Here is a 15,400-nt window from a genome sequence, read left to right on the forward strand (position 1 = left end):
TCCACAAATCACGACGAGACGACGGTGAGCGGCAGCGACTTTCGTTCCTCGAACACCCAGGATGCGCCACCGCTGAATTCGCAGACCTCCACCTCGGGCAGCTTCTTGGCCGCGGTGTCGGTCGTGATCACCCGCACGGTCCAGTCCGACTCGCTGCCGGATACCTCGGCGCGCAGGTGCGGGTCGACCGCAGCGACGATGGCTTGTAGCGGAGCGTCGGCGGTCGGTGAGACCAGCGAGATCCACGCACCGTCGTCATGTGCCGGTGACGGGCGTACGTGCACGGAGTCCGGTTGCACCCGGGCGTATACGTAGGCCGCCGGATTGAGCAACGGGTGCAATTCCAGCACCCGCAACGCACCCTCGGCGTCGTTGCCGAGCTTGAGCGCCTTGTGAATTCGGGCCGCGGCCACCCCGGCGATGCCGATCAGCTGCTTGGTTCGGATCGACCGAGCCAGCGCCGCATCGTCCTTAGCCCGCTTTTCCACCGCGATGGTGAACGACTTGACCAGCAGATGCATCTGCAGGCACACCTCGTCGGCGATCCGGACCAGCGCCGAGTGCGAGAACGCGGCGAAGTCGACGTCGGCGAGCAGATCACCCGAATAGTCGGCGTTGCCTTCGTCATCCGGGTCGATCGGGTCCAATTCACACGCATGGGCGTGGGTGGCGGCGACGAGGTCGATCTCCGGGATGAACGGCACCTCCGGGTGGGACTCGTCGATGATCACCGTCCACGCGCAGTGCGGTTGCCGGTCGGCCGGTGTTCTCGGGGGCCGGTGGATGGGCCGGACCTGCGCCCTCCGATTGGTGGCCAGTGCGGTGGCGTCGAAGGTCGGATCCTCGATGTCGTGGCACATGCCCTTGACGTAGTCGGGGCCCATCGGCTCCACGTCCAGCAGTGCACCGCAATGATCCAGATAGAACTCGCCGTGCCAGCGGTCGTGCACGATATAGCGGAAATCCATGAACTGCGGCGGTGCACCGATATCCAGTTGCAGTCCTTTGAACAGGGTGAAGATGTCGTCGCCCTGGTAGTTGAGCGCCTTCTGCATCCGCTTGGTGTACAGCGGGCTGGCGGCCGCCCACTCCTCGATGGCGATCTGCAGCATCTCGTCGCGACCGAAACTGCTGATGCACCAAGCCATTCCGGAGCGGTCGATCAACTGTCCGATCAGCAGCAGCTCGGGGACCAGGGTCGCCAGCTCGTCCCGGGTCAGCGCGGCGTACCTACTTGTCATCGGCGCCGCCCCCGGAGTGCATCTTCACCGCGGCGTCGACGTTGGCCTTCTTGTCCGCACCGGTGCCCTTCTTCCGGTTGCGCACCACCTTGCTGACCGCCCCGTCCAGCTTGGAGCCCAACGGGAATCCGAGGTAGTGGGTCAGGAACACCGACACCTCTTTGAGTTCCTCTGCGGTGAGCTCTCCGTTGTGCAGGGCGGCGTTGATCTGGATCTCGGCGAGATCCGAATTGCCCACCGCGGTCACCGCCGCCAGGGTCAGCAGGCGTTTGTCGCGCATCGACAGTCCGGGCCGGGTCCAGATGGTGCCGAAGAGGTGTTCCACGGTGAGGTCGAAGAACGGGTCGCCCTGCACATCGGGCATCTCCCAGCCGTAGACCTCGTTCATCTTCTGCAGGCCCTGCTGACGGCGATCGGTCATCCTCACTGCTCCTTCGTGTGCGGTACTCCGAGACCGTCGGCCAGGTTCTGCAACGCCACCTGAGCCAACGGCAGATCCACTCCCAGCGCATCGCCCAGCCCGAGGGCCAGCGTCAGGTCCTTCTCGGCGAGCCCGCGGGTATGGGTGAACATCTGGTAGAGCCAATGATCCGGCGCCAGGGGTGTGGTGTCGTCGCGCAGGATGATCGCGCCAGGGCCACCACTCTGCGCATCGCTGTGCCGGACCACCCTTCCCAGCTTCTGCAGGTCGATACCGGCCGCCTCGGCCAAGGCCATCGCCTCGCAGGACGCCGCGAAACCGACGAAGGTCAGCATGTTCCTGGCCAGCTTCATCCGGGTACCCGCGCCGGGCTCACCGGCACGCACCACCAACGACGCCCACTTCTTGAACACCGGCTTGACCCGTTCGTAGGCCTCGTCACAGGCACCGACCATGACGGCCAGTTCACCCTTCTCGGCTGCCCCCGCGCCCCCACTGACCGGGGCATCGACGATATGAATTCCCTTGGGCGCCACCAGCTCGGCCAGTTCGGCGGCGGTGTCGGGCTCAATGGTGGAATGGATCGCGATGACGGTGCCCCCGCCGGCATGCCGGCCCAGTTCGGCGACGACGTCACGCACCTGGGCGTCGTTGAGCACGGTCACGCTGATGACATCCGCCGCGGCAACGCCGGCGACATCGTCGGCCAGCATCGCGCCCAGTTCGGCCAATGGGGTCATCGCCTCGGTTCGGACATCGAAGACGATCAACCCGTCCGGCCAGTCGGCCAGCCGCTTGGCCATCGGCGCACCCTGGTTGCCCAGGCCGATGTAGCCGAGCTTCATGAGCGGATGATCTGTCCGCCGTCGACGTTGAAGATCTGCCCGGTGATCCACTTCGCCTGATCCGACAACAGGAAAAGACACATGCCGACAAGGTCCTCGGGCTGGCCCATCCGGGACAGCGGGATGCCCTTGACGATGTCGGCGACCATCTCCTGCGGGGTGGTGGTGCGGTTGGCCTCGGTGTCGATCGGCCCGGGTGCGATGGCGTTGATGCGGATGTTCTGCCCGCCCAGTTCCCGGGAGAGCTGCTGGGTCAGACCGTTGACGCCGACCTTGGCCAAACCGTAGAAGTTCGCGTACATCCACGCCGCGGTGGAGGATTGGTTGACGATCGCGCCGCCGCCGCGCTTGGCCATCTTCTTGTACACCGCGCGGGTGCACCACAGTGCGCCGTCGAGGTTCACGCTCATGAACTTCTTGTAGTAGTCCGGGTCGACGGTCAGCAGGAAGTCCAGCTTCATGCCACCGAAGATCGCGGCGTTGTTCACCAGGTAGTCGATGCCGCCGAACTCCGAAAGCGTCTGCGCCGCCATGTCCCTGGCCGATTCGGGGTCGGACACGTCGACGCGGACCGCCAGCGCGGTGCCGCCCTCGCCCTTGATGGCGTCGGCGACCTTCTGCGCACCCTCGACGTTGATATCGGCCACCACCACCGCCGCGCCCTCGCGCGCCAGCGCCTCGGCATAGGCTTGGCCGATGCCGCCGCCGGCACCGGTGACGATGCCGACTTTGTTGTCGAATTGCCCCACTGTGGTTCTCCTTCAGTTCGCCAGGGTCGCGATGAGTTTGGTTTCCAGGTACTCCTCGAAGCCGGCCACGCCCATCTCGCGGCCGATCCCGGACTGCTTGTAGCCACCGAACGGCGCGTCGGCCGAATACCAGACGCCGCCGTTGACGTTGACGGTGCCGACCCGCAACCGGGCGGCCACGGCCTGCGCGCGAGCATCGTCAGCGGAGAACACCGTGCCCGATAATCCGTAGGGCGAATCGTTGGCGATCCGCACCGCGTCATCATCGCCGTCGTGGGCAATGACCGTGAGCACCGGACCGAAGATCTCCTCACGGGCCACCTTGGCCGAATTGTCCAGGCCCGCAATCACGGTCGGTTCGACGAAGAAGCCGGTATCCAGATCGGCCGGCCGGCCGCCACCACAGGCGAACCGGCCGCCCTCGGCGATCGCCGAGTCCAGGTACCCCTGGATCCGGTCCCGCTGCCGCGCCGAGATCACCGGCCCGCACACGGTGCGCTTGCTGTTCGGGTCACCGGGTTTGATGCCGCCGAGCGTCGCAGCGGCGGCCTCGACGGCCTCGTCGTACTGCGCCCTGGGGACCACCAGGCGGGTGGTGATGGCGCAGCCCTGACCGGCGTGCATGGCCACGGTGAACGCGGCCATCGCGCAGGCGCCGCCCAGATCGGCGTCGTCGAGCACCAGGAAGGCCGACTTACCGCCGAGCTCCAAGAACACCTTCTTGATCGTGGCGGCGGCATCGATCATCACGGCGCGGCCGGTGCTGGTGGACCCGGTGAACGACACCATGTCCACTCGCGGGTCCTTGGACAGCATCGCGCCGACACCGTGGTCGTCGGAGGTGACGATGTTGATCACGCCGGGCGGGAAATCGGTGTGCTCGGCGATCAGCTCCCCGAGCACGGCGGCCGCCCACGGGGTGTCCGGCGCGGGCTTGAGGATCAAGGTGTTACCGGCGGCGAGCGCCGGGCCGACCTTCGCCAAGTTGATCTGGTGCGGGAAGTTCCACGGGGTGATCGCGCCGACCACGCCGACGGCCTCGCGGGCGATGGTCCGATTGGTCGGAATCCCCTGCGGTGCTGCGTGTCCGAGATCGGTGCGCCACGCGTAGCCCGCCGCGGTGTCGGCGGCGAAGGCCAGGTCGTCGATCGGGCCTTCCAGCTGGGCGCCGGCGGTCAGCATGCGCGGCGCACCCACCTCGGCGATGGTCAGATCGCGCAATTCCTCGACGTGCGATTGCATCGCTGCCCGCAGCTGACGCAGACAGCGCACCCGCAGCTCGGTGTCGGTCGACCAATCGGTGGTGTCGAATGCGGTGCGGGCCGCGCCGATGGCGGCCGACATGTCGGATTCGTCGGCGTTGGCCGCCACGCCGAGGACTTCCTCGGTGGCGGGGTTGATCGTCTGGAAGGTCCCCGCACCCGCGGTGACCAGTTTGCCGTCGATGAACAACCGGCTCTCGCGGTCAGCCAGCAGTGGCATCGGTTCTCCCTCACACATTCTGGACAGCTGTCCGGTGACTTTGATCCGAACGATAGCCCCAGCCCACCGAAAGAGGCAAGGGCGGGTCGCCTGCGCGGCGTCAATAGTGCTGTTTTAGTGGCGTTTTGAAGAAGTAGCTTGCCGCGCGCAGCCATTGTCGGATAACTTAGACATGTGTCCAGCGATGCCGTGGCAGCCGTCACAAGTGAAGCCGGGGATTCCCCGCGCAACCGCCGGCAGGAAGAGACCTTTCGAAAGGTCCTCACCGCCGGCCTGGAGATGCTGCGCGAGTCCTCGTACTCAGACCTGACGGTGCGGGCGGTGGCCGCCCGCGCCAAGGTCGCGCCGGCCACCGCCTACACCTACTTCTCGTCCAAGAATCACCTGATCGCCGAGATCTACCTGGACCTGGTGAAGCAGGTGCCCTACTTCACCGATGTGAACGAACCGATGGCAAGCCGCGTCGAACAGGCCTTGCGCAGCATGGCGCTGGTGGTCGCCGACGAACCCGAGGTGGCCGCCGCGTGCACGGCCGCGCTGCTGACCGGTGCCGATCAGACGGTGCGCACGGTGCGCGACCGGATCGGCGCCGAGATTCACCGGCGCATCCGCACCGCCGTCGGGCCGGACGCCGACCCCCGGGTGGTCTCCGCGCTCGAGATGACGTACTTCGGCGCCCTCGTCAACGCGGGCAGCGGTGCCTTCACCTACCACCAGATCGCCGACCGACTCAGCTACGTCGTCGGCCTGCTACTCGGAGACCACCAATGAGCCTGAACACCGCTGCACCCCTGCTGGATCCGTATGACTACGACTTCCACGAGGATCCGTATCCGTACTATCGCCGGCTGCGGGACGAGGCGCCGCTGTACCGCAACGAGGACCTCAAGTTCTGGGCGCTGTCCCGACACAGTGACGTCGTGCAGGGTTTCCGCAACAGTGTCGCGCTGTCCAACAAGCACGGCGTCGCCCTCGATCCGATCTCGCGCAACGACGAGGCGCACCGGGTGATGTCGTTTCTCGCCCTCGACGATCCAGCCCACCTGCGGTTGCGCACCCTGGTGTCCAAGGGTTTCACCCCGCGGCGGATCCGCGAATTGGAGGGTCGGGTCACCGAGATCGCGGTACAGCATCTCGATGCCGCCCTGCAGAGCGACACGTTCGACTACGTCGACGATTTCGCGGGCAAGCTGCCGATGGACGTCATCTCCGAACTGATGGGCGTGCCCGAGGAAGACCGGGTGCACATCCGGGCCCTTGCCGACGGTGTCATGCACCGCGAGGACGGTGTGGCCGACGTGCCGGCGTCGGCCATCGAGGCCTCCGGCGAGCTGCTGGTCTACTACGCCGACATGGTCCGGCAGCGCCGCAACGGTGTCACCGACGACCTGACCTCGGCGCTCGTCGAGGCCGAGATCGACGGTGACAAGCTCACCGACGACGAGATCATGGCCTTCCTGTTCCTCATGGTGGTGGCCGGCAACGAGACCACCACCAAACTGCTTGCCAACGCCGCATATTGGGGTGCCAAGTTTCCCGACCAGCTGGCCCCGGTGTTCGACGACCACGGGCTCATCCCGGCGTGGGTCGAGGAGACGCTACGGTATGACACGTCCAGCCAGATCCTGGCTCGCGCGGTGGTCGAAGACCTGACGTTCTACGACACCACCGTTCCCGCCGGCGACGTACTGGTGCTGCTGGCCGGTTCGGCCAACCGGGACGAGCGCGCTTTCGAGAACCCCGACGAGTACCGCATCGGTCGCGATATCGGTTCGAAGCTGGTGAGTTTCGGCAGCGGAGCCCACTTCTGCCTCGGGGCGCATCTGGCCCGCATGGAGGCGAGGGTGGCGCTGACCGAGTTGTTCAAGCGGATCCGCGGATACGAGGTGGACGAGGCCAACTCGGTCCGCGTGCACTCCAGCAGCGTCCGGGGATTCGCTCACCTCCCGATCACCGTCCAGCACCGCTGACAGCCCGAAAGGCCTTCTTGCATGCCCAGATTCGATCCCCTTCCCGATCGCCGTCCCGCACTGGTCGCCGGCGCTTCCTCCGGCATCGGAGAGGCGACCGCGATCAAACTGGCCGCCAATGGATTTCCCGTCGCGCTCGGTGCACGCCGGGTCGACAAGTTGCAGGAGATCGTCGAGAAGATCCGCGCCGACGGCGGTGAGGCCATCGCCGTGCACCTCGACGTCACCGACCCGGATTCGGTGAAGGCCGCCGTCGAACAGACCACCGCCGAACTCGGTGACATCGAGGTGCTGGTGGCCGGCGCCGGCGACACCTACTTCGGCAAGCTCGAGGCGATCAGTACCGAACAATTCGAATCCCAAGTGCAGATCCACCTGATCGGCGCCAACCGCGTGGCCGGGGCGGTGCTGCCCGGCATGCTGGAGCGCCGGCGCGGCGACCTGATCTTCGTCGGATCCGATGTGGCCCTGCGGCAGCGGCCGCACATGGGCGCCTACGGTGCCGCCAAGGCAGCCCTGGTCGCCATGGTGCACAACTATCAGATGGAGTTGGAAGGCACCGGAGTGCGCGCCTCGATCGTGCATCCCGGGCCCACCAAGACCGCCATGGGCTGGAGCCTGCCTGCCGAGCTGATCGGCCCTGCGCTGGAGGATTGGGCCAAATGGGGACAGGCGCGGCACGACTACTTCCTGCGCGCAGCCGATCTGGCACGCGCCATCACGTTCGTCGCCGAGACGCCGCGCGGCGGGTTCATCGCCAACATGGAGTTGCAGCCGGAGGCTCCACTGGCCGATGTCACAGACCGTCAGAAGCTGGCGCTCGGCGCAGAAGGGATGCCGACGTCGTGACGATTATCGAAGAGGTACAACGGGTTTCGGGCGGCGAGCTGGAGCACGGCCACCTGGAGGAGTTCCGTACCGACCCGATCGGACTGATGCGGCGGGTCCGCGAGGAGTGCGGTGACGCCGGCTGGTTCCAGCTCGCCGACAAGCAGGTCGTGCTGCTGACCGGGTCGGAGGCCAACGAGTTCTTCTTCCGGTCCACCGACAGCGAACTCAACCAGGCCGAGGCCTATCCGTTCATGACGCCGATCTTCGGCGAGGGCGTGGTGTTCGACGCCGACCCCGAGCGGCGCGCCGAGATGCTGCACAACACCGCGCTGCGCGGCGAACAGATGAAGGGTCACGCCGCCACCATCGAGAACGAAGTCCGGCGGATGATCGAGAACTGGGGTGACACCGGCGAGATCGATCTGCTGGAGTTCTTCGCCGAGTTGACCATCTACACGTCGACGGCGTGTCTGATCGGGCTGAAGTTCCGCAACCAGCTCGATTCCCGGTTCGCGAACTACTATCACCTGCTGGAACGCGGTACCGACCCGCTGTGCTACGTCGACCCCTACTTGCCCATCGAGAGCTTCCGGATCCGCGACGAGGCGCGGGCCAGCCTGGTCGAGCTGGTGCAGGAGGTCATGGACGGGCGAATCGCCAACCCGCCGACCGACAAGAGTGATCGTGACCTGCTCGACGTGCTGGTCTCGATCAAGGACGAGGACGGCAACCCGCGCTTCTCGGCCAACGAGGTGACCGGCATGTTCATCTCGCTGATGTTCGCCGGGCACCACACCAGCTCGGGCACCTCGTCCTGGACGCTGATCGAGCTGCTGCGCCACCCCGAGTTCTACGCCAAGGTGCAGGCCGAGCTCGACGACCTCTACTCCGACGGCCAGGAGGTGAGTTTCCATGCGCTGCGCCAGATCCCGAACATCGACAACGCGCTCAAGGAGACGCTGCGCCTGCACCCGCCGCTGATCATCCTGATGCGAGTCGCCCAAGACGAATTCGAGGTGGCCGGGCACCCGATACACAAAGGTCAGATGGTGGCCGCCTCACCGGCGATCTCGAACCGGATCCCCGAGGACTTCCCCGATCCGGACGCCTTCGACCCGGACCGCTACAACAAGCCGCGCCAGGAAGATCTGATCAACCGGTGGACCTGGATCCCGTTCGGCGCAGGCAGGCACCGCTGCGTGGGTGCGGCGTTCGCGCAGATGCAGATCAAGGCCATCTTCTCGGTGTTGCTGCGCGAGTACGAATTCGAGATGGCCCAGCCACCGGAAAGCTACCGCAACGACCACTCCAAGATGGTCGTCCAATTGGCGCGGCCGGCGAAGGTCCGTTACCGCAAGCGCACATCCTAGGAGCCGATGATGGGCTGTTACCGAATCGAACTCGACGAGGACCTGTGCCAAGGTCACGCGATGTGCGAGCTCGAGGCCCCCGACGTGTTCAAGGTACCCAAACGCGGCGTCGTCGAGATCGTCGATGCCGAACCGCCCGACGAGCTCCGCGAGGACGTGGAGCGAGCCATCGACATGTGCCCCACCCGAGCACTATCTCTTGAAGAAAAGGACTGACAATGGCGTCACGCGAGCAACTCGAGGACTGGACCCAGCACTGGCTGCAGGCAAACCGGGACGCCGAGGCGGCCGGCGACTGGAAACCGTTGGCGGACTTCTACACCGAGGACGCCACCTACGGCTGGAACATCGGCCCCAAGGAAGATGTCATGTGCATCGGCCGCGCCGAAATCCGCGATGTGGCACTGGGTTTGGAGATGGAGGGCCTGGAGAACTGGGTGTACGAGTACCAGAAGGTGCTCATCGACGACAAGCAGAACGAGATCGTCGGCTTCTGGAAGCAGATCGCCAACAAGTCCGACGGAACCACCGACGAGATCTACGGCATTGGCGGGAGCTGGTTCCGGCTGAATGACGAGCTACTGATCGAATGGCAGCGCGACTTCTTCGACTTCGGGCATGTGCAGAAGGCATTCATGGACCTGATCACCTCGGGTGACCTCACGCCGACCATGCAGAAGCGCATCGAACGCTCACTGGCCGGCGAGAAGTTGCCCGGCTACTACCCGCTCGGCCAGTCTCCAGTGCCCATCTGGTGAATCACCACCAAGCGGTTGCTTGGGAGCGGTGTGATGTGGCTAACTAGAGCCTCTAGTCTTGAGCTCGAGGCTCTCGTCGAAAGCAGGAGATATGAAGACCAAAGGCGCTCTGATCTGGGAATTCAACCAGCCATGGTCGATCGAGGAAATCGAGATCGGTGATCCCGTCAAGGACGAGGTCAAGATCCAGATGGAAGCCTCGGGCATGTGCCACTCCGACCATCACCTGGTCACCGGCGATATCCCGATGGCCGGGTTCCCGGTGCTCGGCGGCCACGAAGGCGCCGGCGTCGTCACCGAGGTCGGCCCCGGCGTCGAGCACATCGCCCCGGGTGACCATGTGGTGCTGTCGTTCATCCCGTCCTGTGGTGAATGTCCGGCGTGCCAGGAGGGTCTGCGCAACCTCTGCGACCTGGGAGCCGGGCTGCTCGCCGGGACCGCAGTGTCCGACGGCACGTATCGCATCCACGCTGCCAAGAACGGTCAGCCCGTCATCCCGATGACCCTGCTCGGCACGTTCAGCCCCTACATGGTGGTGCACAAGAGCTCGGTCGTGAAGATCGACCCGTCCATCCCCTTCGAGGTCGCCTGCCTGGTCGGCTGCGGCGTGACCACCGGGTACGGCTCGGCCGTCCGCAGCGGTGATGTCCGCCCCGGCGACGATGTGGTGATCGTCGGTGTCGGCGGCGTCGGCACCGGAGCCCTGCAAGGTGCACTCAACGCCGGTGCCCGCAACATCTTCGCGGTGGATCCCGTGGAGTTCAAGCGCGACAACGCACTCAAGTTCGGCGCCACCCACGCCTATCCGGACATCTTCTCCGCGATGGCCGGGGTCGCCGAGGTCACCAACGGCCGGATGGCGCACAAGACCATCGTGACCGTGGGCGAGCTCAAGGGCGAGGACATCGACCACTACATGAACATCACCGCCAAGGGCGGCACCGTGGTGGCCACCGCCGTGGCCAACATGGCCAGCAACGACGTCAAGCTCAACCTCTCGATGCTGACCCTGCTGCAGAAGCGCCTGCAGGGCACCATCTTCGGTGGCGGCAACCCGCACCACGACATCCCGCAGCTGCTGTCGATGTACAAGGCCGGCCGGCTCAACCTCGATGACATGGTCACCCGGCAGTACAAGCTGGAGCAGATCAACGACGGCTACCAGGACATGCTGGAAGGCCGCAACATCCGCGGCGTCATCCGCTACACCGACGCCGATCGCTAACCCGGGATTTGTGGAGCGGCGCCCGTAATCATTACGGGTGCCGCTCCACAAATCGCCATGAGGAGAGACATGTCCGAATCCCCCGTCGTGCGGGCGTCCCAGGCGTCGTGGCGCGCCGTGCAGTCCGGCGACCGCGCGGGCTGGCTGACCTTGATGGCCGACGACGTCGTGCTCGAGGACCCGATCGGGGAGGCTGTCACCAACCCCGACGGCACCGGGGTGCGCGGCAAGGAAGCGCTGGCCGCCTTCTACGACACCAATATCGGACCGAACCAGCTGACAGTGACGTGCGAGGCGACGTTCCCGTCCAGCTCCCCCAACGAGATCGCCTACATCCTGGTGCTGCGCACCGAATTCCCGAACGGCTTCGTCGCCAGCGTGCGTGGCGTGTTCACCTACCGAGTCGACGACGCCGGTCTGATCACCAATCTGCGCGGCTACTGGAACATGGACGCGATGGAGTTCACCGAGGCGAAGGCCGATTAGCGCGCTGCTGGCCGGGCGGGCCGCCGTCGTGGTCGGCGGCACCCGCGGGATCGGTCTGGCCGTCGCCGAGCTGCTGGCCGCCCAGGGCGCTTCGGTGGTGGTCAACGGCCGTGACCCGGTGGCTACCGATCAAGCCGCCCAGCAGGTTTCGGGCCTCGGCTTCGCCGGTTCACCGGCCGATCCGGTCGTGGCCGACGGTCTGATCGAGGCATGCGTGCAGGCTTACGGTCGGATCGACATCCTCATCAACTGTGCCGGCACCGCCGAGCCGGTCGGATCCTCGATCCTGACCGTCAGTTCGGCCCAATTCCGTGATCTGCTCGACGCGCACCTCTTGACCGCCTTCGAGACGTGCCGGGCCGCCGCCCCACACCTGGTCCGGCAGGGCGCGGGAGCGATCGTGAACACCAGCTCGTTCGCATTCCTCGGCGACTACGGGGGAACCGGTTACCCGGCGGGCAAGGGCGGGGTGAACGGCCTGACACTGGCCATCGCCGCCGAACTCAAAGAGCACGGCGTACGGGCGAATGTGGTGTGCCCGGGCGCGCGCACCCGGCTATCGGAGGGCGCCGATTACGAGCGGCATATCGCCGAGCTGAACCGGCGCGGCCTGCTCGACGATGTCAGCGCCCAGGGTGCGCTGGATGCCGGCCCGCCCGAGTACGTCGCCCCCACCTACGGGTATCTCGCCAGTGACCTGGCCGCCGACGTGACCGGGCGGATCTTCATCGCCGCCGGCGGTTTCGTCGGTGAATTCGCGCGCCCGACAACCGGATTCATCAGTTATCGGGACCACAAGGACACCGCACCCTATGCGATCGAGGAGGTCCACGCCCTGATCGGCGGTTAGCCCGCCCGGACCAACCGGCCGTGCGCGATCAGCGAGCCGACCTGTTTGAGCCGCTTGCTGCGGATGCTGACGTCATAGGTCTGGATGTGCTCGACGGTGGCCAGCCGCTCCGCCAGGTAGCGGTAGAGGTGTTCGACGTCGCGGCATATCACCACCACCATCAGGTTGGCCGAGCCACTGACCGCGATGACCGACGCCACCTCGTCATGCGCCACGATCTGTTCGGCCGTCGCGGCGAGATGCCGCGGCGCGGTAGAGATCCAGATCGTCGCGTTCACCGTGAATCCAAGCAGTTCGGGCAGCACGTCGAGGTCGTAGGACAGGGTGCCGGAGTCCTGCAGTGCCGCCAGCCGGCGCTTGACTCGCGCCGGTGACCATCCCGTGCGGGCGGCCAGCGCGCTGTCGGAGATGCGGCCGTCATCGGCCAGGGCGTCGATCAACAGCCGGTCATCGGCGGACGGTGGGCTCGGTGGAGGTGGACGCACGATTCCCGGCGGTTGCAGCGCGGCGAGCTGCTGCTCGTTCAGAGCGTGGCCGTGCCCGGTCCAGTGGCCGCCGGACGCCTGCCCGAACACATTGAGCACCAAGTCCACTCGGACGTCGAGAACCGCCGACGTCCGGGGCAGCCGGTGCAGCAGCCCGTCGCCGGTGTCACCGATCGGCGCGCGGATGACGCAGATCAGTTCGGTGCCGCCGGACAGCACGTTGGCGTGCGTCACCTCCGGCCAACGGACCAGCGCTGCCGCCAGTTTGGGCAGATTCTCCGGTTTGGCCCGCACCCGCACGAGCCACTGGCACTCGCCATACATCCTCGGGTTGACGACTCCCACCACCCGCAGGACGCCGTCGCGGCGCAGCGCCCGGTAGCGCCGGGCGACCGTCTGCTCACCGGTGCCGATGACCTCCGCGATTCGCCGGAACGGCACCCGCGGCGCGATCTGCAAAGCGTGCAGAATTTGACCGTCCAGGCGCTCCATGGTGTCGATAACACTACGCATCTGACGCCTTTGCCGCCGATTTTTGCCGTTTAGATGCGGATCCCTGGCCGGATTCACTCAGCCGAACGATGCTGGACATCATGAAACTGGGAATCGGGTTGCCGAACCACATCGCCGGGGTCGCGGGCGGGAGCATCGCGGAGTGGGCACGGCGCGCCGAAGCACGCGGATTCGAGTCGCTGGCCACCATCGACCGGCTGCGCTACCCGGGGTTGGACTCGCTCATCGCGCTGGCCGCCGCGGCCGGTGCCAGCACCGACGTCACACTGGTGACGAATGTCCTGCTCGCCCCGGTCTATCCGGTGGTACCGCTGGCCAAGGAGATCGCCGGGGTGGCACAGATATCCGGTGGCCGGCTGGTGATCGGTCTCGGCGTCGGCAACAGGCGCGACGACTATGCCAGCACCGGAACTGATTTCGATCGCCGAGGCAAAATCCTCGACGAACAGGTCGAGCAGTTGCGCGGACTGTGGACCGATACCGGCACTGCCGCGGTATGCGCTGCGCCCATCTCGGTTCCCCTGCTGTTCGGCGGCCACTCGGCAGCCACGGTCCGGCGGGTGACCACCGTCGGCGACGGCTGGGCTGCCGGCGCGGTCCGCCACTACGACATCCAGGCCGAGCTCGTCGGCCGTATCCAGGACGGCTGGGTGGCCGCGGGCCGCAGCGGCCGCCCCTACCTCCAGGCGTCGGTGAATTTCGGGATGGGACCCGAGGACATCGTCGACGCCGGAAAGGCGCACCTGGCCCGCTATTACGGCTTCAGCCCCGAGTACGCGCAGGTGAATATCGACGATATGGTCTGCTCCGCCGACGAGGCCCGCGCCACGGTTCGCCGGTATCGAGATATGGGGTTCGACCGGCTGCTGTTCCATCCCACGACCGCCGGACTCGACCAGCTCGACCGGCTTGCCGACGCGATTCTCTAGCGCCGGTGCACCCCGAACACCCGGCGCAGCGCGACGAAGCGCACCAACGTGGCCACCAGGTTGGCGACCACCAGCACCGACAGTTCGACGGCCTTGTCCTTGGTCAAGCCGAAGTGGTGCAGCACCAGCAGCGAACCGCTGGTGATGGCCAGTCCGAACAGGAAGACCAGCAGACCGCTGGCCTGGTGCCGCGCCACCCCGGTGCGCCCCCGGATGCCGAAGGTGAACGCGCGGTTGGCCGTCGTGTTACCGATCGCGGTGAGCAGCAACGCCGTCAGGTTTGCCGCCTGGGCCCCCATCGCCGCGTGCAGCAGGATGAACAGCACGGCGTACACGATGGTGCTGATGACGCCGACGATGCAGAACCGGGCCAGCTGCCCCACCAAACCGGGCGGCACGCCGGGCACCAGCGGTTCGCGTCCGAGGCTGACCTGCAGCTCACGCAGGGGCAGTGCACCCGATGCCAGCGCCCGACCGACCCGCCAGCAGCCCTTGAGGTCGTCGATCGCGGTGGCGACGATGTCGACGCGGGAGTCCGGGTCGTCGACCCAGTCCACCGGGACCTCGTGGATGCGCAGGCCGGCGCGTTCGGCGATCACCAGCAGTTCGGTGTCGAAGAACCAGCCGGTGTCGACCACCAACGGCAACAGTTGTCGGGCCACGTCGGCGCGCACCGCCTTGAATCCGCATTGCGCATCGGAGAACTGCGCGCCGAGCGCGCCCCGGAGAATGAAATTGTATGAGCGCGAGATGAATTCGCGCTTAGGCCCGCGCACCACCCGGGCCGACGCCGCCAACCGCGATCCGATGGCCACATCGGAGTGTCCGGAGATCAGCGGAGCCACCAACGGCATCAGTGCCGACAGATCGGTGGACAGGTCGACGTCCATGTAGGCCACCACGACGGCGGGTGAGGCCATCCATGCGGTGTACAGCGCGCCGCCGCGGCCCTTGCGGTCCAGCCGGATCACCTCGACGCCGGGCAGTTCACCGGCCAGCCGCCGCGCCACCGCGAGAGTGGAATCGGTACTGGCGTTGTCGGCCACCGTGATCCGGGTCGGGTAGGGCACCTGCTCGGTGAGGTAGCGGTGGAGTCGGGTAACGCAGGCGGGCAGCGCCCGCTCCTCGTTGTACACCGGGATGACGATGTCGAGAACCGGGGTGTCCGGCGCAGCCGAGAACCGGCCCCCGTCAGTCTGGGGGCGAGCCAGCTCCGTCATATCCTTCACGCTCGCGTAATAAGCT

General features: G+C 66.4%; 17 protein-coding genes. 10 read left to right on the plus strand and 7 right to left on the minus strand.

The genetic code is table 11. The features are described 5' to 3' along the window. Positions 1-8: 8 nt before the first annotated feature. From SBI67_RS02755 to SBI67_RS02775, 5 genes are read right to left on the minus strand one after another with little or no spacing between them, the layout of a single operon-like run. Positions 9-1,241, minus strand: coding sequence for a hypothetical protein (locus SBI67_RS02755; protein ID WP_318979077.1), 1,233 nt, complete (start codon positions 1,239-1,241; stop codon positions 9-11). Further along, entirely contained in the window at positions 1,231-1,662 is a 432-nt protein-coding gene (locus SBI67_RS02760; protein WP_318979078.1) for a carboxymuconolactone decarboxylase family protein, read from the minus strand. Before SBI67_RS02760 ends, SBI67_RS02755 begins: the two co-directional genes overlap by 11 nt. 2 nt (positions 1,663-1,664) lie before the next feature. After that, positions 1,665-2,507 carry an NAD(P)-dependent oxidoreductase gene (locus tag SBI67_RS02765; RefSeq protein ID WP_318979079.1) on the minus strand — a complete coding sequence of 281 codons (843 nt, stop codon included), beginning with the start codon at positions 2,505-2,507 and terminating at the stop codon, positions 1,665-1,667. Then, positions 2,504-3,256 (minus strand): SDR family oxidoreductase, encoded by a 753-nt coding sequence (locus SBI67_RS02770; protein ID WP_318979080.1) that lies wholly within the window; start codon positions 3,254-3,256, stop codon positions 2,504-2,506. The genes SBI67_RS02765 and SBI67_RS02770 overlap by 4 nt, the downstream gene beginning before the upstream one ends. A gap of 12 nt (positions 3,257-3,268) precedes the next feature. Continuing rightward, entirely contained in the window at positions 3,269-4,738 is a 1,470-nt protein-coding gene (locus SBI67_RS02775; protein WP_318979081.1) for an aldehyde dehydrogenase, read from the minus strand. 174 nt (positions 4,739-4,912) lie between these two features. Between SBI67_RS02775 and SBI67_RS02780 the strand changes: the two genes are divergently transcribed. The 9 genes from SBI67_RS02780 (at position 4,913) to SBI67_RS02820 (ending at position 12,228) form a co-directional block, all read left to right on the plus strand. Then, on the plus strand, positions 4,913-5,509 hold the full coding sequence (locus tag SBI67_RS02780) for a TetR family transcriptional regulator (RefSeq protein WP_318979082.1): 597 nt from the start codon (positions 4,913-4,915) through the stop codon (positions 5,507-5,509). After that, the gene (locus SBI67_RS02785; RefSeq protein WP_318979083.1) at positions 5,506-6,708 is read left to right on the plus strand and encodes a cytochrome P450; all 1,203 of its coding nucleotides are present in this window, start codon (positions 5,506-5,508) and stop codon (positions 6,706-6,708) included. The genes SBI67_RS02780 and SBI67_RS02785 overlap by 4 nt, the downstream gene beginning before the upstream one ends. Positions 6,709-6,729: 21 nt before the next feature. Beyond that, positions 6,730-7,557, plus strand: coding sequence for an SDR family oxidoreductase (locus SBI67_RS02790; RefSeq protein WP_318979084.1), 828 nt, complete (start codon positions 6,730-6,732; stop codon positions 7,555-7,557). Continuing rightward, entirely contained in the window at positions 7,554-8,909 is a 1,356-nt protein-coding gene (locus tag SBI67_RS02795; protein WP_318979085.1) for a lanosterol 14-alpha demethylase, read from the plus strand. Before SBI67_RS02790 ends, SBI67_RS02795 begins: the two co-directional genes overlap by 4 nt. Before the next feature lie 9 nt (positions 8,910-8,918). After that, positions 8,919-9,125: a ferredoxin gene (locus SBI67_RS02800; protein ID WP_318979554.1), complete on the plus strand. Its 207-nt coding sequence runs from the start codon at positions 8,919-8,921 to the stop codon at positions 9,123-9,125. 2 nt (positions 9,126-9,127) lie between these two features. Beyond that, entirely contained in the window at positions 9,128-9,667 is a 540-nt protein-coding gene (locus tag SBI67_RS02805; RefSeq protein ID WP_318979086.1) for a nuclear transport factor 2 family protein, read from the plus strand. Positions 9,668-9,758: 91 nt separating this feature from the next. Continuing rightward, positions 9,759-10,892: an NDMA-dependent alcohol dehydrogenase gene (locus tag SBI67_RS02810; RefSeq protein WP_318979087.1), complete on the plus strand. Its 1,134-nt coding sequence runs from the start codon at positions 9,759-9,761 to the stop codon at positions 10,890-10,892. Between the two features lie 69 nt (positions 10,893-10,961). Continuing rightward, positions 10,962-11,378, plus strand: a complete 417-nt coding sequence (locus tag SBI67_RS02815; protein ID WP_318979088.1) for a nuclear transport factor 2 family protein — start codon at positions 10,962-10,964, stop codon at positions 11,376-11,378. A gap of 28 nt (positions 11,379-11,406) precedes the next feature. Beyond that, complete coding sequence (locus tag SBI67_RS02820) at positions 11,407-12,228, plus strand: SDR family NAD(P)-dependent oxidoreductase (RefSeq protein ID WP_318979089.1); 822 nt, start codon at positions 11,407-11,409, stop codon at positions 12,226-12,228. Here SBI67_RS02820 and SBI67_RS02825 read toward each other — a convergent pair. Continuing rightward, positions 12,225-13,226 carry an Lrp/AsnC family transcriptional regulator gene (locus SBI67_RS02825; protein WP_318979090.1) on the minus strand — a complete coding sequence of 334 codons (1,002 nt, stop codon included), beginning with the start codon at positions 13,224-13,226 and terminating at the stop codon, positions 12,225-12,227. The genes SBI67_RS02820 and SBI67_RS02825 overlap by 4 nt on opposite strands. Positions 13,227-13,306: 80 nt before the next feature. Between SBI67_RS02825 and SBI67_RS02830 the strand changes: the two genes are divergently transcribed. After that, the gene (locus SBI67_RS02830; protein WP_318979091.1) at positions 13,307-14,155 is read left to right on the plus strand and encodes an LLM class flavin-dependent oxidoreductase; all 849 of its coding nucleotides are present in this window, start codon (positions 13,307-13,309) and stop codon (positions 14,153-14,155) included. Here the strand turns inward: SBI67_RS02830 and SBI67_RS02835 are convergent. Further along, entirely contained in the window at positions 14,152-15,375 is a 1,224-nt protein-coding gene (locus SBI67_RS02835) for a bifunctional glycosyltransferase family 2/GtrA family protein (protein WP_318979555.1), read from the minus strand. The two genes, SBI67_RS02830 and SBI67_RS02835, sit on opposite strands and share 4 nt — an antisense overlap. Positions 15,376-15,400: the final 25 nt, after the last annotated feature.

This window comes from Mycolicibacterium chengduense, assembly GCF_033741155.1.
Taxonomy (GTDB): Bacteria; Actinomycetota; Actinomycetes; order Mycobacteriales; family Mycobacteriaceae; genus Mycobacterium.